A 17,492-nucleotide genomic window follows, 5' to 3' on the forward strand; every position below is an offset into this window, starting at 1 on the left:
GTCTAGTCGAGCGAGCGGGACAGGTACGCCCGCAGCAGGTCCCGGGTCTCCTCCATGACGCGCTCGTCGCCCGCCGGGTCGAGGCGGAAGGCGAGCTGGACCAAGGTGTCGGCGGTCTCGACGGCGATGAGGAAGGTGCGGCGCAGGTCCTCGTCGGGGGTGCGGCCGAGCCGGGCGGAGAGCAGGTCGGTCAGGTGGTCGGCGACCCGCGTGTTGGGCTCGGCGTCGCGGGTGCCCACGGGGATCTGGTTGCCGAAGTCGACGAGGGTGAAGCCGGGCGCGGTGCGTTTCATCAGGAGGTACTCGTCCAGGACCGCGTCCATCGCCGCCCGCCAGCCCGGTCCGTCGCCGCCCTCCTCCAGCCGGCGGGAGACCCGCTCGGTGTAGACGTCGAGGTTGCGCTGGGCGAGCGCGTCGGCCATGGCCCGCTTGTTGCCGAAGAACCGGTAGACCGAGCCGATGGGCACCCCGGCCCGCTGGGCGACCGCGCGGGTGCTCAGGCCGTCGTAGCCGACCTCGTCCAGGAGGGCGGCGCAGGCGTCGAGGATGCGGGTGAGTCGCTCGGCGCTGCGGCGCTGGACGGGCGCGCGGCGCATCGAGGTCGCGTGGGGCGTCGAGGATGCGTGGGGCACGGACTTCATGATGCCGCTCCGCCGCGGCGCGGTGAACGGGCCGCCGCGAACTGTGCCTCTCCGTACGGCGATCCTGCCCGCCCGACCCCCCGTCCGCGCGGCCACCCGCCGGTGCGGGCGCCGGTGGCCGCACCGCGGGTCACGGGCGCGGTCCGGCCGTCGTCCGCCGCGGCTGCCGCTGCGGCTGTCGCTGCGGCGTGGACACCGGGTCGGACACCGTGATGTCGGCCGTGCCGGCGACGGGTTCGCCGTCGACGGCCCACACCGTGCCGTCGTCCGCGTGCAGGCGCACGGTCACCTGGTGGGTCCCGTGCGGGACGACGTCGCCCGCGAGGTGGTGGGTGGGGCCGCGCAGGACCGACAGGGGGCGGCCGTCCAGCCGGAGCAGTGCGTAGCCGCGGCCCGGCTCGGCCTCGCGCCGCGTGCCCGCGGGTGAGAAGCGGAAGCGGCGGACCGTCAGCCGGACGTCCCAGCCGTCGGCCTCGGCCTTGTCGGCGGCATCGGCGTCGGCATCGGCCTTGTCGGCGTCGGCGGGCTGTATCTCGACCGCGACCTCGGGCGCGCTCCCCTCGTCGATCTCGCGGTAGTGGCGCCCCTCCTCGTCCGTGTCCGCCAGCACCTTGCCCACCGGTGTGGGCCGCGCCGTGCCGTCGTCCCCGCTCGCGCCACCGCTCCCGCAGCCCGTCGCCCCGGCCAGCAGGGCGCCGAGCAGCGCACAGACCACGAGGGCGGGAAGGAGGGCTCGCGTCCACGACATGCCCGGGAGACTAGAGCACGGCTCCGACAGCCGGATCCCCCCGGAGCGGGGTTCCGGGGCACCGTCGTGTCCTCCTGGCCTGATCGCGCGGTCCCGCGGCGGGTACGGGCGTCCGCCCCTTGCGCGCCGGTGCGCCGAATCCTACGGTGATGCATAGGAATCGGGACGAGGGAGCGACACCATGAGCGGGGACGCGCACGACGGCGCCGGGGCACTGCGGAAGACCGCCGAGGCGCTGACCTATCTCTCCGGGTTCGGCAACGAGCACAGTTCGGAGGCGGTGCCCGGCGCGCTCCCACGGGGCCGCAACTCGCCGCAGCGGGTGCCGCTCGGGCTGTACGCGGAGCAGCTGAGCGGTTCGGCGTTCACCGAGCCGAGGGCGCACAACCGCCGCTCCTGGCTGTACCGCATCCGCCCCTCGGCCGCGCACCCCGCGTTCACCCGCACCGGCAACGGCACCCTGCGCACGGCCCCCTTCACCGAGACGGTGCCGGACCCGAACCGGCTGCGCTGGAACCCCCTGCCGGAGCCGGCGCCCGGCACCGACTTCCTGGCGGGCCTGTGGACCCTCGGCGGCAACGGCGACGCCGCGCAGCGCACCGGCATGGCCGTGCACCTGTACCACGCCAACGCCTCCATGGAGCGGGTGTTCAGCGACGCCGACGGCGAGCTGCTGATCGTGCCCGAGCGCGGCGGACTGCTGTTGCGCACCGAGTTCGGGCTGCTGCTGGTGGAGCCGGGCCACGTGGCGCTGGTCCCGCGCGGGGTGCGCTTCCGGGTGGAGCTGCTGGACGCGGCCCCCGGCGGCGGGCCCGGCGTGTCCGCGCGGGGCTACGTGTGCGAGAACTACGGCGCCCCCTTCCAACTCCCCGACCTCGGCCCGATCGGCGCCAACGGCCTGGCCAACGCCCGGGACTTCAGGGCCCCGGTCGCCGCGTACGAGGACGACGGGGACACGGCGGGACCGGTGGAGGTGATCAACAAGTTCTGCGGCAACCTCTGGACGGCGACGTACGACCACTCGCCGCTGGACGTCGTCGCCTGGCACGGCAACCACGTGCCGTACGTCTACGACCTGCGCCTGTTCAACGTGATCGGCACCATCAGCTACGACCACCCCGACCCGTCGATCTTCACCGTGCTGACGTCGCCGTCCGACACCCCGGGCCTGGCCGGGGTCGACTTCGTGGTCTTCGCGCCGCGCTGGCTGGTCGGCGAGGACACCTTCCGGCCGCCGTACTTCCACCGGAACGTGATGAGCGAGTACATGGGGCTCGTGGAGGGCGCGTACGACGCGAAGGCGGAGGGCTTCGTCCCCGGGGGCGGTTCGCTGCACAACATGATGTCGGCGCACGGCCCGGACCGGGAGACCTTCGAGCGGGCGAGCGCCGCCGAGCTGCGGCCGCAGAAGGTCGACGACGGGCTGGCCTTCATGTTCGAGACGCGCTGGCCGGTCACCGCCACCGCGCAGGCCGCCCGCGCCGGGCACCTGCAGGCCGCGTACGACGACGTGTGGCTGGGCCTCGAACGGCACTTCCGGCCGGACGGCGGCCGGCCGTGACGGGCCGTGGCCGCGGATGATCCGCGGGAGCGCCCGTTGCACCGGACGCCCGCGACCGGTACGGATACCCACGTGACCTCCTTCGCGCCGGACTCGATCGTCCTGAACCGCAAACTGCCGCTCTGGTATCAGGTGTCGCAGTCCCTGCGCGCCTCGATACTCGGGCGGTCGCCGCAGGATCCGCTGCGGCTGCCGACCGAGGAGCGGCTGGCGGAGCACTACGGGGTGAGCGTGCTGACCATGCGGCAGGCGCTCAAGGAACTGGAGGACGAGGGGCTCATCTCGCGCCACCGCAGACGCGGCACGTTCATCGAGCCGAGCGCCGTGCGGGGCGCGCCGGTCCGCCTGCTGGGCTCGGTGGACGCCATCGTGGCGCAGCAGTCGGGCATGACGACGCGGCTGCTGGACCACGGCAGCGAGCCCGTCTCGGGCGAACTGCTCCAGCACTTCCCCGACCTGACGCGGGTGGCGACGTACCACCGGCTGCGCAGCGACGAGAAGACCGGTGAGCCGACCAACCACGCGCGCAACTACGTACGGCCCGAACTGGCGGCCCTGATCGACCCCGAGGACCTGGTGCGCTGGCCCATGACCAAGGTGCTGCGCGACGTCGCGGGGGCGAGCATCGGCCGGATCACCGACACGGTCGAGGCGCGGCTCGCCGACCCGGAGACCGCCCGGCTGCTGCACGTACCGCTGCTGAGCCCGATCCTGCACTACACGGGCGTGGTGCACGACGAGGACGGGCGGGCGCTGGACGTGGCCCGCATCCACTACCGGGGCGACCGCTTCTCGTTCAGCGTCACGCTCGACGCCCACTGACCGTGCGGGACCCGGGCACCCGCGGAGGGACACGTCGTACGATGCCGAGCGTGACGCACGACGACGCTCCGCTGCTCGCGGACCTCATGCCGTGGTCGGTCGCACCTCCCCGGCCGGGCCGGGCGTGGCCGACGGCGCCCGACGCGGCGTCCCTGAAAGCGCGCTGGGACGCCCTCGTGAAGGCCGAGGGCCCCGATCGCGAGGCGCTGTTCGGCGTCACGCGCGCGCGGACCCTGCACTCGGCCGTGGCGCACCTGCCCGGCCACCCCTCCGGGACGGGACGCCTGGTGCGCGCGTCGGGCCCCTGCGCGGAGCCGGTACGGGTGATGGCGGGGCCGTTCGACGAGCAGTGGCTGATCCCCGACCACCGGCTGATCGACGCGGCGCGGCCGGAGCTGTGGCGGGTGGCGGACGCGCACCAGGTGTTCACGGTCGAGCAGACGCCCGCCCCCGGCAACCCGGTGCTGCTGGCGACGTCCGTCCTGCCGGTGGCCCGGCCGCAGCCGAAGGCGGTGCCCGCCGCGCGCCCCGGCCGGGTCCGCCCGCTGTTCCGGCGCCCGGGCGCACAGGAGCCGAACCTCGCGCCGGGTCTGCCGGAGCTGCTGGCCGCCGGTCTCGGCCGCGCCCCCGCCCCGCTGGACGTCCTGGCCTGGATCCTGGCGGTCGCCGCGCCGGGTCCCGACGGGCCCGTGGTCCCGCTGACCACCGACCCCGAACTGTGGTCGCGGGGCACCGAGGTGGGCCACCGCATGCTGCGGCTGATGCGCCGCGACGGCGAGCGCCCGAAGCTGCCCGGGGGCCGCCGCCCCTACGTCCGGGCGCCGCTGCCGCCGTTCCCGCACGAGCCGCGCTACGACCGGGACGAGGAGACCCTCCACCTCGACGAGGGCCGCATCTCGCCCGTGCCGCCCGAGGCGTGGGACTTCGAGGCCGGCGGGGTCCGGGTCCTGGACCAGTGGTTCGCCGCCCGCATCACCCGCCCCGAACCGGGCACGCTGGAGGCCGTCCGGCCGTCCACCTGGCCTCAGTCCTGGACCTCGGACCTGCTGGAACTGGTGACGGTCCTGTCCCTCCTGGCGGAACTGCGCGATCAGCAGGCGGAGTTGACGCCGTCCTCCCCCGTCACCGCAACGGCCCTGCGGGAAGCGGGCGTCCTGCCGCCTCCCGCGTCCTCCCGGGCCCCGGCCACGGTGCTCACCCACCCGGAGGAAGGCCCCGAGGGGCAATTCACCCTGCTCTAGGGACACTTGCCAAGGAGCACCATCAGCCCGAGCCCTCAGTCGGAGTGCTCAGCCGAGCCCTCGCGGGACGGGTCGAACCCGTCGAGCACCCGCTGGACGGCCCGCCGGAACACCGCTTCGAGATCGATCGGCCCCGCGTCCTGCGCGAACGCCGCGGCCAGCCGCGGATAGTCCCCGCTCGCCACCCGTCCCCCGAGGTAGGCGATCCGCACCGCGGCCTCCTGCTCCTCCGACCACGGCAGCGCCCGCACCCGCTCGGCCGTCGCCAGTTCGTTCCCGACGTACGTCGTCACGACGCCGTTCACCAGGGCGATCAGCTCGAACTTCGTGCCGTACGTGCCGTCGAAGGAGTCCAGGCAGGCCAGGCAGTGCTCCAGGTAGCGCATGGCGTTCGGGCTGAAGCCGTACACCGGTGACATCAGGGCCGGCAGCCAGGGGTGCCGGTACATCAGGGCGCGGGTCTGCTCCGCGACCCGGACCATGTCGGCCCGCCAGTCCCCGGCCGGCTCCCACAGCTCGTGCTCGCCCCCGACGGCGTCGACCATCAGCTCGTACAGGTCCTCCTTGCGCGGCACGTAGTTGTAGAGCGACATCGTTCCGCAGCCCAGTTCGGCCGCCACGTGCCGCATCGATACCTCGTCCAGCCCCCGCGCGTCGGCGATCCGCACGGCCGCGGCCGCGATGTCGGCCCGGCTGAACGCGGGCCGCGGCCCGCGCCCCGTCCGCTCGGGCCGGGCCCAGATCACTTCGGGTACGTCGGCACGTCCTGCCATCGGTGTCGCCAGTCCTGCCATCGGTGGAAACTGTCGACCCCATCCTAGTTACGTACAGCGTACGTAGTGCGGTACGGTCACCCCATGACTACTACGTACGCTGTACTTAGTGAAGGTCTGGAGAAGCGCTTCGGGGAGGTCCGTGCCCTGCGGGGACTCGATCTCGCGGTGCCCGCGGGGACCGTCTGCGGCCTGCTGGGCCCCAACGGCGCGGGGAAGACCACGGCGGTACGGCTCCTCACCACGCTGCTGCGGCCCGACGCCGGCTCCGCCCGGGTGGCGGGGCACGACCTCGTACGGGAGCCGGACGCCGTGCGCCGCGCGATCGGCGTGGCGGGGCAGTACGCCTCGGTCGACGGCGACCTGACCGGCCGCGAGAACCTGCGGCTGTTCGCACGGCTCCACCGCCTGCCGCGGCCGGCGGACCGGGCCGGGGAACTGCTCGACCGGTTCGGTCTCGCCGACGCGGCGGACCGGCCGGCCGCCACCTGGTCGGGCGGCATGCGCCGCCGCCTGGACCTGGCCGCGAGCCTGGTCACCCGGCCCGCCGTGCTGTTCCTCGACGAGCCGACGACGGGACTCGACCCGCACAGCCGCCACCAGATCTGGGAGGCGGTGCGGGCGCTGCGGTCCGAGGGCACCACCGTGCTCCTCACCACCCAGTACCTGGAGGAGGCGGACCGGCTCGCCGACGACGTCGTGCTCGTGGACCGCGGCCGGGTGGCGCGCTCGGGGACGCCCGCCGAACTGAAGGCGCTCATCGGCTCGTACGCGGAGGCGGTCGTCGCCCACGCGGACGCGCTGGCCGGCGCGGCGGCCGTACTGGACCGGCTCACCGGCTCCGCACCGGTCCTCGACCGGGAGCGGCACGCCGTCGGCGCGGTCACCACCGACCCGACGCTCACCCTGCCGCGGCTCGTCCGCGAACTCGACGCCGCGGGCGTCCCGTTGCTCGACGTGAGCCTGCGCCCGCCGACCCTCGACGACGTCTTCCTGCGCCTGACCGGCCGCCCGGCCGCCGGCCCGGACCACGGCACGACCGACAGCACGACCGGCACGACCGACCAAGAGGAGCTGGTGACATGAGCGCGTTGGCGCTGGCGTACGACGGAACGGCGATGCTGGGCCGCCAGCTGCGGCGCGTCCGGCACAACCCCGGGCTGCTGATCCTCACCCAGACCATGCCGGTCACGATGCTGCTGTTCTTCGGGTACGTCTTCGGCAGCGCGCTGGCGGTGCCCGGTGAGGAGTACCGGACCTTCCTCGTACCGGGACTGCTGGTCGCGACGGCGGCCAACGGCATCATGACGGGGATGTTCCAGGCGGCCCAGGACGCCCACCGGGGGGTCACGGACCGGCTGCGCACCCTGCCGATCAGCAGGGCCGCCGTGCCGCTGGGGCAGGCGGCGGCCGACCTCGTCGTCACCGCCGCCGGGACGGTGCCGTTCCTGCTCGTGGGACTCGCGGTGGGCTGGCGGATCGAGGGCTCGGCCCTCGAAGCGGCCGCCGCCGTGGGGCTGCTGCTGCTCTTCCGGTTCGCCACCACCTGGATCGGCATCCTGCTGGGGCTCGTCTCGCGCAGCGAGGAGGCGGCCGGTCAGCTCGGGGGCGCGACGTTCATGCTGCCGCTGCTGTCGAACGCCTACATCCCGACGGACGGCCTGCCGGGGTGGCTGCGCGCGGTCGCCGAGTGGAACCCGATCAGCGCGGTGAGCACGGCCCTGCGGGACCTGTTCGGGAACGCGCCGGCACCGGCCGACGGCGCCTGGCCGGTGACGCACCCCGTCGCCGGATCGCTCGTCTGGTGCGCGGTCCTCGTCGCGGTGTTCATGCCGCTCGCCGTCCGCCGGTACGCCGACGGCGGACGCTGAGCACCACGCACCCGAAGTCCCGCACCGCCTCTGCCCCCACCCACGCGCATGACAAAGCCGCCGCCGGCGGGTCATGATCGCCCGCATGCAGCCGCTTCCCCTGCCCCTGGAGGGCATCACCGTCGTCGCCGTCGAGCAGGCCGTCGCCGCGCCCTTCGCCACCCGGCAGCTCGCCGATCTCGGGGCGCGGGTCGTCAAGGTCGAGCGCCCCGACGGCGGCGACTTCGCGCGCGGCTACGACACCGCGGCCGGCGGGCTCGCCTCGCACTTCGTGTGGTGCAACCGCGGCAAGGAGTCCGTCGCGCTCGACCTGAAGGACCCGCGCGGGCTGGACGTGGTGCGCCGTCTGGTGGCGGACGCGGACGTGTTCGTGCAGAACCTCGCGCAGGGCGCGGCCGCCCGGCTCGGCCTGGACGCGGCCACGCTGTGCGCGGCGCACCCGCGCCTGGTCGCCGTGGACATCTCGGGGTACGGGCCGTCGGGGCCGTACGCGGACAAGCGCGCGTACGACATGCTCGTGCAGTGCGAGGCGGGGCTGGTCTCCGTGACGGGCACGGCCGGGCAGCCGGTGAAGGCCGGCATCCCGGCGGCCGACATCGCGGCGGCCATGTACGCGTTCTCCGGGGTGCTCGCGGCGCTGGTGCGGCGCGGCACCACGGGGCGCGGCGGGCCGGTGGAGGTGTCCATGCTGGACGCGCTGGCGGAGTGGATGGGGCATCCGCTGCACCATGCGATGCACGGGGGAACTCCCCCGGCGCGCACCGGTCTCGCGCACGCCGTCATCGCCCCGTACGACGCCTATCCGACGGCGGACGGCGGGCGGGTGCTGCTGTCGGTGCAGAACGACCGGGAGTGGCGCAGGCTCGCCGGACAGGTGCTGGGGCGGCCGGGGCTGGCGGACGATCCGGCGTACGCGACGAACGCGGCCCGGGTCGCGCACCGGGACCGTACCGACGCGCTGGTCGGCGGGGCGCTGGCGGCGCTCACGGCGCGGGAGGCGGTGGCGCGTCTGGAGGCGGCCGGGATCGCCTGCGCGCTGCTGCGGGACGTGACAGAGCTGGCGGAGCATCCGCAGCTCGCGGCGCGGGACCGGTGGCGGGAAGTGGGGTCGCCGGTCGGACCGCTGAGAGCGCTGCTGCCGCCGATCACGCTGCCGGGCGGTGAGGCGGTGACGATGGGACCCGTCCCCGCGCTCGGGGAACACACCGGGGCGGTGCTGCGTGCCGTGGGGATGACGGACGATGAGATCGCAGCACTGCGGCGGGACGGTGTGTCCGCCTGAGCGCGGGTCGGGCTCCTGCTCGGGTTCGGCCGCCTGTCAGCGACCGGGGCCGCCGGTCAGCGGCCGCCGAACAGGGAACGGCGCAGCCGGCGCAGCGGTGCGAAGAGCGAGACCCGCCTCACCCGTGCACCCCTGCCGGTGCGGTCGTGCGCGGTGTCACGCGAGGTGAGCTCACGCATCAGGGACGTCGCCTCGGCCGCCTCGCGCTGCGGGACGGCAGGACCGCCCAGCACCGAGAGATGTCGGTCGAGGCGCGAACTGGTCGCGCTGCTCCCGCACGTGATCGCAGGGACTCGCGCCCTGCCACGCACCGTTATCTGTTCCATGTCACTCCCCACCCGTACGAGGGCACCCGGCCCGGGCAGGTTAACCCTATCGTTCCCTCATGGCACTCGTGTATCCCGATGGCGGGATTCCACTCCCCTGTACGGGTGTTGACGGTTACTCTCCGAATCCAAGTGATTCCAGGGCGAGTTGGACAACCGGTGCGGTGGTGGGCTGCGGGGAGCCGCCCGACGGCTCGACGGTGACAGCCAGTGACGTCGCGTCCGGATTCAATCCCGTGGCGATCAAGGGCGTGTCGCCGTCCAGAAGGCCCAGGGAGCGCGGTTTCCCCTCCGGTCGCATGAGCCACAGCTGGTGGACCCTGTCGTCCGCCGGGGAGCCGAGACCGGCCCCGGTGACCACGGCGGCGCGCTGCGAGGCGGACGCGACGACCCCGAGCCCCCGGCCCTTCGCGTCCCGGCCGGTGACCGCGCGGGCGTCCGGCGCCGCCAGGACGTGGGTTATCTCACGTGCCTGCGCCCGCTCCTGGTCCAGCCGGTCCTGGGTACGGGACGCCTGGACGCCGAAGAGCGCGGCCACGACGAGGGCGGCAGCGGCCGTGGTGGAGGCGAGCGGGATCAGGAAGGGCGAGAAGGACGAGCGGCGGGCCCGCGACGGCGGGCGCTCCGCACGCGCCCGTTCCCGCGGTTCCGCGGCGGGGGCCGGGTCCTGCGGGGTGTTCCGGACGGCCGTCAGGACCCGGTCGCGCAGTGCGGCGGGGGCCGGGGCGGCCGTGGACCAGGCGAGGCGGACCGCGTCCTCGCGCAGGGCGCGCACCTCGGCGGCGCAGTCCTCGCAGCGCCCGAGGTGCTTCTCGAACCGTTTGTGCTCCTTGGGCTCCAGGGCGTCGAGCGCGTAGGGAGCGGCCAGCGAGTGCAGTTCGCCGCGGCGGAAGATGCTGGTCATGCGACACCTCCCAGGCAGTTGCGCAGCCGCGTGAGCCCGTCCCGCATGCGCGTCTTCACGGTGCCGAGCGGCAGGGAGAGCCGTTCGGCCACTTCACGGTAGGTGTAGCCGTCGTAGTAGGCGAGGGTGACCGACTGGCGCTGCAGGGCGGTGAGCCGGTCCAGGCAGCGGCGCACCCACTCCCGTTCGAGGCCGGCCTCGACCTCCTCGGCGACGTGGTCGAAGGCGGGGCCGTTCGCCCGCCGGGCCATGCGCAGTTCGCGCTCCCCGGCGGCGCGGGCGCTGCGCACCCGGTCGACCGCCCTGCGGTGCGCGAGGGTCAGCACCCAGGCGAGCGCGGTACCGCGGCCGGGGTCGTAGCGCGCGGCGGAGCGCCAGAGTTCGAGGAGCACCTCCTGCGCCACCTCCTCCGACTGGGCCGGGTCCCGCACGACCCGGCGCACCAGCCCGAAGACCGGCCCGGACACCAGGGCGTACAGATCCTCGAAGGCCTTCTGGTCACCTCCGGCCACGAGCACCAGAAGTTCGTCCGCCTCCACCCGTTCCCCCTCCTCCGGCCTTGAACGGCCCGACCCGTCCTCACGTATTCGGCGCAGGAACGCCGTCGGATGGGGTTACGGATCAACTCCCTGAAAACGCGGGTGGATTCAGAACCAATCCTTTCTTCCTCCGGCTCCGAATGGCGTGCATCAGGCAACACCGACCGACGCGGTACGAGCGCGGGGGCGGACCACTTGAGGGGTCCCTCCCGCCCGGTTCACCGCCGGACACAGCTTTGGGACAGAGGACGGACGGCATGACACCTTTCACCAGTGGGTCCGTGGGACGCAGGAGCATCGCGGCCCTCGTCTGCGGTGCGCTGGCCACCGGCGGGCTCGCGGCCGTCGGTGCGACCGCGCTCGCACCGGGGAGCGCGAGCGCCTCAAGTCACCGGGAGGCTCCGCTCATCTCGGGACAGCCGCAGTACGACAACACGGACGTGTACGCGTTCGCGAGCCCCGACAAGCCGGACACGACGACCATCGTCGCGAACTGGATCCCCTTCGAGGAGCCGGCCGGCGGGCCGAACTTCTTCCCGTTCGCCGAGGACGCGCAGTACGACCTGCACATCGACAACAACGGTGACGCGCAGGGCGAGCTGGTCTTCCGGTACACCTTCAGGACGCACACGAAGAACGACAAGACCTTCCTGTACAACACCGGACCGGTCGAGAGCCTCGACGACCCGGACCTCAACATCACGCAGACCTACGACATAGACCTGCTGCAGCTGAAGGACCAGCAGCTGGTCAAGCGCACGAAGGTCGCCGACGACGTGCCGGTGGCGCCGTCGAACGTCGGCAAGGCGTCCATGCCGGACTACGCCAAGCTGCGCGACCAGGCGATCCACGAACTGCCGGGCGGGGCGACGACGTTCGCCGGCCAGGCCGACGACCCGTTCTTCCTGGACCTGCGGGTCTTCGACCTGCTGTACGGCGGGAACCTGTCCGAGGTCGGCAACGACACCCTGAAGGGCTACAACGTCAACACGGTCGCCCTCCAGGTGCCGAACGACATGATCCAGGAGTCGGCCGAGCAGCCGATCGTGGGCATCTGGTCGACGACGCAGCGCAAGAACGCCTCCGGCCACTTCCGCCAGGTCTCGCGCCTGGGCATGCCGCTGGTGAACGAGGTCGTCAACCCGATCAAGGACAAGGACAAGTTCAACGCGTCCGCGCCCTGGAACGACGGCGACTTCCTGAAGAACGTCACCAACCCCGAGCTGCCGAAGCTCATCGAGGCGATCTACAAGATCAAGGCGCCCGACGAGCCCCGCAACGACCTGGTCGACGTGTTCCTGAAGGGCGTGAAGGGCCTCAACCAGCCGCCGCACGTGCGTCCTTCGGAGATGCTGCGCCTCAACACCTCGATCAAGCCGTCCGCCGAGGAGAAGCGTCTCGGTGTGCTCGACGGCGACAACGCGGGCTTCCCGAACGGCCGCCGCCTGGGCGACGACGTGCTGGACATCGCGCTGCAGGTCGTCGAGGGCGAGCTGGTCGGCTCCAAGAACGACCTGGGTGACGCGGTCGACAAGAACGACCAGAAGTTCGGTGCGGCGTTCCCGTACGTCGCGCTGCCGACCTCCGGTTCGCGCGGACCGCTGGCCAAGGGCACGACCGGCACCAACGACGTCCGCAACCAGCTCGGTGACGCGCTGCAGCCCGCGGGCGGTGCGACCGGCACCGGCGGGATGGACGACACCACGCTGATCGCCGTCTCGGCGGCCTCCGGCGCGGCCGGGTTCCTGCTCGTCGGTACGGCCCTGCTGTGGTGGCGCGGCCGGCGCCGGGCCTACTGACCCGCGCCCCTGAACCGGCGCGGTCCGTGCGCGTCCGTCCCCCACGGCACACGGACCGCGCCCTGCACGCCCCGCACCCCTTTCCCACCTGGTGACCGAGGAGAGCGCAATGCCCGCGCAGAGCAACGACGACGCGCCAAAGACCCCGGACCCGCCGGACAGGACCGACACGGCCGGGCCGACGGCGGCGACCGCGGACGTGGTCGGGACGCCGGGGCCCGGCGGGTCCCGGCCGCCCGTTCCCGCGGGGCGGCCGGGGTCCGGGCGCCGGCGCGCGCTGCAGCTCGCCGCGTGTGCCGTCGCGCTTGCCGTCGCCATGACCGCGGGGGCGGTCGTGCTGGGGAGCAGGGACGGCGGCGGTACGTCCACGGTGGCGTCCGCGCCCGGGCTCGCGCCCGAGCTGCTGGCGAGCGGCAGTCTGGCCGCGGGCATCTCCGCGCTGCAGTCCCACCTGAAGGCGCAGCCCAAGGACGCCGGCGGATGGGCCACCCTGGGCGTCGCCTACGTCGAGCAGGCCCGCACCGACGGCGACCCGTCCCGCTACCCGCAGGCCCAGCGCGCACTGGAGCGTTCGCTGGAGCTGAGCCCCGGCAACGATCCGGCGCTGGCCGGACGGGCGGCGCTGGCCGCGGCCCGCCACCGCTTCCCCGAGGCCCTGGAGTACGCGCGGAAGGCGCTGGCGGAGAACGCGTTCAACGAGCGTGCCCTGTCCGTCCGCGTGGACGCCCTGGTCGAACTGGGGCGCTACGACGAGGCGTCGGAGGCCGTCGACGAGGCCGACTCCCGCCGCCCGGGCGTCCCGGTCTTCACCCGGTACGCCTACGTGCACGAGCTGCGCGGCGACGTCCGGACCGCCCGCCGCGTACTGGAGCAGGCGCTGGCCGGCGCCACCGCGCCCGGGGACGTCGCGTACGTGGCGTCGTCGCTGGGCCAGCTCTCCTGGCGCGAGGGCGCGTACGGGAAGGCGCTCGCCTACTACGAGCGGGCGCTGCGGGCGGACGGCGCCTACCTGCCCGCCTTGGAGGGCCGGGCCAGGGCGCAGGCGGCCGGCGGCGACCGCGCGGCCGCGATCCGCGGGATGGAGGAGGTCGTGGCCCGCTTCCCGCTGCCCGGCCCGCTGGTCGTGCTGGGCGAGCTGTACGAGGCGCGCGGCGAGGAGGGTGACCCGGCGAAGGCACGCGCCCAGTACGCGCTGGTCGACGCCTGGACGGCGCTGGCCCGTACGAACGGCGTCAACCCCGACCTGGACACCGCGCTGGCCGCGGCCGACCACGGCGACCGCGGGGCCGCGCTGCGCGCCGCGCGGGCCGAGTGGGAGCGCCGCCGGACCGTGCACACCGCGGACGCGCTGGCCTGGGCCCTGCACGTCGACGGGCGGGACGACGAAGCCCTGCGGTACGCCCGGCGCGCCACCGCCACCGGTTACCGCGACGCGACGTTCCTCTACCACCGCGGCATGATCGAGCACGCCACGGGCCACGCGAAGGAGGCCCGCGCGAGCCTGTCGGCGGCGTTGGAGCTCAACCCCGGCTTCTCGCCGACCGGTTCGGCGCTGGCGCGCAAGACCCTGAAAGCCCTGGGCGGTGCCCGGTGAACGCCCTCGCCCTGCGCCGGCGCGCCGCCGGCTCCTGCCTGGCCGTCCTGCTGGCCGCCTGCGCACTGGTGCTGGTCCCCTCCGGGACGGCCGCGGCGCATCCGCTCGGCAACTTCACCGTCAACCGGTACGACGGGCTCGTCGTCGCTCCCGGAGAGCTGCGGATCCACCACGTGGAGGACCTGGCGGAGATCCCGGCGACCCAGGCCCGGCCGGACATCGACCGGATGGGCAGGGCAGGTTGGGCTCGGGAGCGGTGCGCGACGGCCGCCGGGAAGAGCCGGGTGACCGTGGGCGGGGAGACCGTCGCACCGACCCCCGGCAGGAGCCTGGCCCGGGTGCGGCCGGGCCAGGCCGGCCTCGACACCCTGCGGCTGGAGTGCCGCTGGACGGTTCCGCTGCCGGACGGGAGCCTGTCGCTGCGCTTCCGGGCCTCCGTGGACGACGGGCCCGGCTGGCGCGAGGTCACGGCCCGCGGCGACCGGACGACGCTCACCGCCTCGGACGTACCGGAGAAATCCCTTTCCGCCGAACTCACCAAGTATCCTGCCGAGTTGCTGTCGTCACCGGCGGACACCGCGAGCGCCTCGCTGCGGGTGCGCCCCGGTGGCCCCGCACTCGCCGAGGAGGACGCCGGCGCGCCCGCCTCGTCCGTACTGCCGCGCGGCGCCGACCGGTTCACCCGCGCGCTGGACGACCTGGTGTCCCGCCAGGACCTGACCTTCGGCTTCGCCCTGCTGGCCCTGGCCCTCGCGGTCCTGCTCGGCGCCCTGCACGCGCTCGCGCCGGGGCACGGCAAGACGCTGATGGCCGCGACGGCCGCGGCCCGCGGCGGCCGGGCGGGCCTGCGCGACGTCCTGCCCCTGGCGGCGTCGGTGACCATCACCCACACCGTCGGGGTGGCGGCGCTGGGCCTCCTGGTCGCGGCGGGCTCGGCGGCGGCGCCGTCCGTGGTGACGTGGCTGGGCGTCGCGAGCGGCGTCCTCGTGACGGCGGCGGGCCTCACCCTCGCCCGACGGGCCTGGCGGAACCGGAAGCCGGTCCACAACCACCATCACGACCACCCGCACCCGCACGACGGCGACGATCACGACCACAGCCACCCGCACGACCACCACCACGCCCACGAGCACGACCACCACCACGTGCACACCGACGCGCCCGAACGCCCCCTCGCGCTCGCGCGTTCCTCCACCGGCGGTGCGGCCCTGCTGGAAGCACCCGCACCCACACCCACGGCGGCTCCACCCACACCCACGAGATCGCGCCGACGGTACGCGGCACGATCCTCCTCGGCTTCGCCGGCGGCCTGGTGCCGAGCCCCTCAGCCGTCGTCGTCCTGGTGGGCGCCGCCGCGCTCGGCAAGGCCTGGTTCGGGCTGCTGCTCGTCCTCGCCTTCGGCATCGGGCTCGCCCTGACGCTGACGGCGGCCGGGGTCGCCGTCGTCAGGCTGGGCGGCGGGGTGAGCCACGTGCTCGCCTCCCGCTCGCGCTGGGCCGGCAGCGCGCCGGTCGCGCTGGCGCGCAGGACCGTACCGCTGGCGTCCGCGCTCGTCGTCGTGGCCCTGGGGCTCGTGCTGGTATTCAAGGGGGCGGCAACCGCGCTCGGTTGAGTTACTTTTGTTCAGGATCGTGCGGATGCGAATGGGGGACACCCGTGTCCGAGGAACCGGGCAGTGAACGCGTGATCGCGGGCCGCTACCGCCTGCTCTCCCCGCTCGGCGAGGGCGGGATGGGGACGGTGTGGCGGGCCCGCGACGAGGTGCTGCACCGCGAGGTCGCCGTCAAGGAGGTGCGGGCCCCGGGCGGGCTGCCGGGCCCGGACGTCGAGCGGATGTACGCGCGGCTGGAGCGGGAGGCGTGGGCGGCGGCCCGGATCTCCCACCGCAACGTGGTCACGGTCTACGACGTGGCCATGGAGGACGGCCGGCCGTGGATCGTGATGGAGCTGGTCCGCGGGATCGCGCTGTCCGACCTGCTGGACGCCGAGGGCCCGCTGGCCCCGCAGCGCGCCGCCCGCATCGGCGCGGAGGTGCTGGCCGCGCTGCGGGCCGCGCACGGGGCGGGCGTGCTGCACCGGGACGTGAAGCCCGGCAACGTCCTGATGTCGAACGACGGCCGGGTGGTGCTCACCGACTTCGGCATCGCGACGGTGGAGGGCACTTCGGCGCTCACGATGACCGGCGAGGTGATCGGCTCGCCGGAGTTCCTCGCCCCGGAGCGGGCGCTCGGCCGGACGCCGGGGCCCGAGTCCGACCTGTGGTCGCTGGGCGTGCTCCTCTACGCGGCCGTCGAGGGCAACTCGCCGTTCCGGCAGGACACCCCGCTCAGCACGCTGCGCGCGGTCGTCGACGAGGAACTGCCCGCTCCGCGGCGGGCGGGTCCGCTCACCCCGGTCGTCGAGGGCCTGTTGCGCAAGGACCCGGCGGAGCGGATGCCGGCCGAGGAGGCCGAGCAGGACCTGCGCCTGGTGGCCGCGGGGGGCACTCCCCGTACGGGCACCGCGCCCTACACGCCGACGGTCGCGGCGGCGTTCCCCGTGCCGGACGCCACCGCGACGGCCCCGGTGACCGGGTACACGCCCTCCGACGGCGCCCCGCCGCAGGGGCCGACCGCCACGACGGCGGCCACTGGGCCGGCCCGTCCGCGGCGCGCCGTGATCGTGATGATCGCGGGGCTCGCCGCGCTCGCCCTCGCGATCGCGGGCCTGACCTACGCGCTGGTGAACCGCGACGGCGGGGGCAACGGGACCGAGGGCTCCAACGGCGGGACGACCGGCGGCGGTTCGAGCGGGGGCGGCGGCACCGGCGACGGCGGGGGCGACACGGGCGGCACCGGCGGCGGCTCGACGACGGGGGGTTCCGGCACGGGCGGCACGGACGGCTCGGGTGACACGAACGGCTCGGGCGGCGGCGGTTCGACGACCGGCGGCGGGGGGACGACACCCGCGCCCACCCAGTCGGTGAAGGTGACGGTCTCGGGCTCGCACACCGACTACAAGGGCCCCTGCCCGCCCCCGGACTCGGGGGCTCCGGCCTTCACGGCGACCTTCACCGTGGGCGTCGTGCCGGCGGACGTGGAGTACCGCTGGGTGACGGAGACGGGCGAGGTGTCCGATCCGGGCTGGAAGACGCTCTCGTTCCCCGCGGGCGGTGGGAGGACCGGGCAGAACAAGGTCGTCGTGACGACGTACGACACGTCGGGGACGTACGAGAACAGCATCGGTGTCGAGGTGCGCGGTCCGGTGCGGGCGGAGTCGAACTCGGTGCCCTTCTCGGTCACCTGCGAGACGGAGGCCCCGACGGGCGGGACCTCCGGCTCCGGATCTCCTCGGGCGCTGGCTCCGGACGGAGCGGTGGGGCCGCGGCGCTGAGCGCGCGGCGGGGGTGGGG

At 74.3% G+C, this 17,492-nt stretch carries 15 protein-coding genes and 1 pseudogene; 10 read left to right on the top strand and 6 right to left on the bottom strand.

Annotated features, from left to right (window positions below):
* Positions 1 to 2 precede the first annotated feature (2 nt).
* The gene (locus tag FGF04_RS20830) at positions 3 to 641 is read right to left on the bottom strand and encodes a TetR/AcrR family transcriptional regulator (protein ID WP_149512830.1); all 639 of its coding nucleotides are present in this window, start codon (positions 639 to 641) and stop codon (positions 3 to 5) included.
* 130 nt (positions 642 to 771) lie between these two features.
* On the bottom strand, positions 772 to 1,389 hold the full coding sequence (locus FGF04_RS20835) for a hypothetical protein (RefSeq protein WP_149512831.1): 618 nt from the start codon (positions 1,387 to 1,389) through the stop codon (positions 772 to 774).
* Positions 1,390 to 1,570: 181 nt separating this feature from the next.
* Here FGF04_RS20835 and hmgA point away from each other — a divergent pair, with 181 nt between their 5' ends.
* From hmgA to FGF04_RS20850, 3 genes are all read left to right on the top strand, one after another.
* Complete coding sequence (hmgA, locus tag FGF04_RS20840) at positions 1,571 to 2,950, top strand: homogentisate 1,2-dioxygenase (protein ID WP_149512832.1); 1,380 nt, start codon at positions 1,571 to 1,573, stop codon at positions 2,948 to 2,950.
* A 72-nt stretch (positions 2,951 to 3,022) separates the two neighbouring features.
* Positions 3,023 to 3,772 carry a GntR family transcriptional regulator gene (locus FGF04_RS20845; protein WP_149512833.1) on the top strand — a complete coding sequence of 250 codons (750 nt, stop codon included), beginning with the start codon at positions 3,023 to 3,025 and terminating at the stop codon, positions 3,770 to 3,772.
* Positions 3,773 to 3,813: 41 nt separating this feature from the next.
* Positions 3,814 to 5,013, top strand: coding sequence for a type ISP restriction/modification enzyme (locus tag FGF04_RS20850; RefSeq protein ID WP_149512834.1), 1,200 nt, complete (start codon positions 3,814 to 3,816; stop codon positions 5,011 to 5,013).
* Positions 5,014 to 5,048: 35 nt separating this feature from the next.
* Here the strand turns inward: FGF04_RS20850 and FGF04_RS20855 are convergent, their stop codons facing one another.
* A complete protein-coding gene (locus FGF04_RS20855; RefSeq protein ID WP_149512835.1) occupies positions 5,049 to 5,786 on the bottom strand; it encodes a TetR/AcrR family transcriptional regulator in 738 nt (245 codons plus the stop codon).
* Between the two features lie 84 nt (positions 5,787 to 5,870).
* Here FGF04_RS20855 and FGF04_RS20860 point away from each other — a divergent pair, with 84 nt between their 5' ends.
* The 3 genes from FGF04_RS20860 to FGF04_RS20870 all read left to right on the top strand — a co-directional run bounded on the left by FGF04_RS20860 (position 5,871) and on the right by FGF04_RS20870 (position 8,939).
* Complete coding sequence (locus tag FGF04_RS20860; RefSeq protein WP_149512836.1) at positions 5,871 to 6,872, top strand: ATP-binding cassette domain-containing protein; 1,002 nt, start codon at positions 5,871 to 5,873, stop codon at positions 6,870 to 6,872.
* Positions 6,869 to 7,657 carry an ABC transporter permease gene (locus FGF04_RS20865; RefSeq protein WP_149512837.1) on the top strand — a complete coding sequence of 263 codons (789 nt, stop codon included), beginning with the start codon at positions 6,869 to 6,871 and terminating at the stop codon, positions 7,655 to 7,657. The genes FGF04_RS20860 and FGF04_RS20865 overlap by 4 nt, the downstream gene beginning before the upstream one ends.
* Positions 7,658 to 7,730: 73 nt before the next feature.
* Entirely contained in the window at positions 7,731 to 8,939 is a 1,209-nt protein-coding gene (locus tag FGF04_RS20870) for a CaiB/BaiF CoA transferase family protein (RefSeq protein ID WP_188114162.1), read from the top strand.
* Positions 8,940 to 8,995: 56 nt separating this feature from the next.
* Here the strand turns inward: FGF04_RS20870 and FGF04_RS20875 are convergent, their stop codons facing one another.
* From FGF04_RS20875 to FGF04_RS20885, 3 genes are all read right to left on the bottom strand, one after another.
* Positions 8,996 to 9,265 carry a hypothetical protein gene (locus tag FGF04_RS20875; RefSeq protein WP_149512839.1) on the bottom strand — a complete coding sequence of 90 codons (270 nt, stop codon included), beginning with the start codon at positions 9,263 to 9,265 and terminating at the stop codon, positions 8,996 to 8,998.
* Between the two features lie 115 nt (positions 9,266 to 9,380).
* Positions 9,381 to 10,169, bottom strand: coding sequence for an anti-sigma factor (locus tag FGF04_RS20880; protein ID WP_149512840.1), 789 nt, complete (start codon positions 10,167 to 10,169; stop codon positions 9,381 to 9,383).
* Positions 10,166 to 10,756, bottom strand: a complete 591-nt coding sequence (locus FGF04_RS20885; RefSeq protein WP_268893787.1) for a sigma-70 family RNA polymerase sigma factor — start codon at positions 10,754 to 10,756, stop codon at positions 10,166 to 10,168. The genes FGF04_RS20880 and FGF04_RS20885 overlap by 4 nt, the downstream gene beginning before the upstream one ends.
* A gap of 209 nt (positions 10,757 to 10,965) precedes the next feature.
* Between FGF04_RS20885 and FGF04_RS20890 the strand changes: the two genes are divergently transcribed.
* The 4 genes and pseudogenes from FGF04_RS20890 (at position 10,966) to FGF04_RS20905 (ending at position 17,473) form a co-directional block, all read left to right on the top strand.
* Positions 10,966 to 12,507 carry a DUF4331 domain-containing protein gene (locus FGF04_RS20890; RefSeq protein ID WP_149512842.1) on the top strand — a complete coding sequence of 514 codons (1,542 nt, stop codon included), beginning with the start codon at positions 10,966 to 10,968 and terminating at the stop codon, positions 12,505 to 12,507.
* A gap of 109 nt (positions 12,508 to 12,616) precedes the next feature.
* Positions 12,617 to 14,101: a tetratricopeptide repeat protein gene (locus FGF04_RS20895; RefSeq protein WP_149512843.1), complete on the top strand. Its 1,485-nt coding sequence runs from the start codon at positions 12,617 to 12,619 to the stop codon at positions 14,099 to 14,101.
* Positions 14,098 to 15,713 (top strand): annotated as a pseudogene (locus FGF04_RS20900) (HoxN/HupN/NixA family nickel/cobalt transporter). The gene FGF04_RS20895 and the pseudogene FGF04_RS20900 overlap by 4 nt, the downstream one beginning before the upstream one ends.
* Positions 15,714 to 15,757: 44 nt before the next feature.
* Positions 15,758 to 17,473, top strand: coding sequence for a serine/threonine-protein kinase (locus FGF04_RS20905; RefSeq protein WP_149512844.1), 1,716 nt, complete (start codon positions 15,758 to 15,760; stop codon positions 17,471 to 17,473).
* The last annotated feature ends 19 nt before the right edge of the window (positions 17,474 to 17,492 follow it).

Source organism: Streptomyces apricus (assembly GCF_008369065.1).
Taxonomy (GTDB): Bacteria; Actinomycetota; Actinomycetes; order Streptomycetales; family Streptomycetaceae; genus Streptomyces; species Streptomyces apricus.

What these genes read in the sequence shown, in the direction of transcription:
- FGF04_RS20860 (WP_149512836.1), top strand. Translation starts at nt 5,871, where the DNA reads ATGACTACTACGTACGCTGTACTTAGTGAAGGTCTGGAGAAGCGCTTC.
- FGF04_RS20870 (WP_188114162.1), top strand. Translation starts at nt 7,731, where the DNA reads ATGATCGCCCGCATGCAGCCGCTTCCCCTGCCCCTGGAGGGCATCACC.
- FGF04_RS20855 (WP_149512835.1), bottom strand. Translation starts at nt 5,786, where the DNA reads ATGGCAGGACGTGCCGACGTACCCGAAGTGATCTGGGCCCGGCCCGAG.
- FGF04_RS20895 (WP_149512843.1), top strand. Translation starts at nt 12,617, where the DNA reads ATGCCCGCGCAGAGCAACGACGACGCGCCAAAGACCCCGGACCCGCCG.
- FGF04_RS20835 (WP_149512831.1), bottom strand. Translation starts at nt 1,389, where the DNA reads ATGTCGTGGACGCGAGCCCTCCTTCCCGCCCTCGTGGTCTGTGCGCTG.
- FGF04_RS20850 (WP_149512834.1), top strand. Translation starts at nt 3,814, where the DNA reads ATGCCGAGCGTGACGCACGACGACGCTCCGCTGCTCGCGGACCTCATG.
- FGF04_RS20830 (WP_149512830.1), bottom strand. Translation starts at nt 641, where the DNA reads ATGAAGTCCGTGCCCCACGCATCCTCGACGCCCCACGCGACCTCGATG.
- FGF04_RS20875 (WP_149512839.1), bottom strand. Translation starts at nt 9,265, where the DNA reads ATGGAACAGATAACGGTGCGTGGCAGGGCGCGAGTCCCTGCGATCACG.
- hmgA (WP_149512832.1), top strand. Translation starts at nt 1,571, where the DNA reads ATGAGCGGGGACGCGCACGACGGCGCCGGGGCACTGCGGAAGACCGCC.
- FGF04_RS20880 (WP_149512840.1), bottom strand. Translation starts at nt 10,169, where the DNA reads ATGACCAGCATCTTCCGCCGCGGCGAACTGCACTCGCTGGCCGCTCCC.
- FGF04_RS20890 (WP_149512842.1), top strand. Translation starts at nt 10,966, where the DNA reads ATGACACCTTTCACCAGTGGGTCCGTGGGACGCAGGAGCATCGCGGCC.
- FGF04_RS20865 (WP_149512837.1), top strand. Translation starts at nt 6,869, where the DNA reads ATGAGCGCGTTGGCGCTGGCGTACGACGGAACGGCGATGCTGGGCCGC.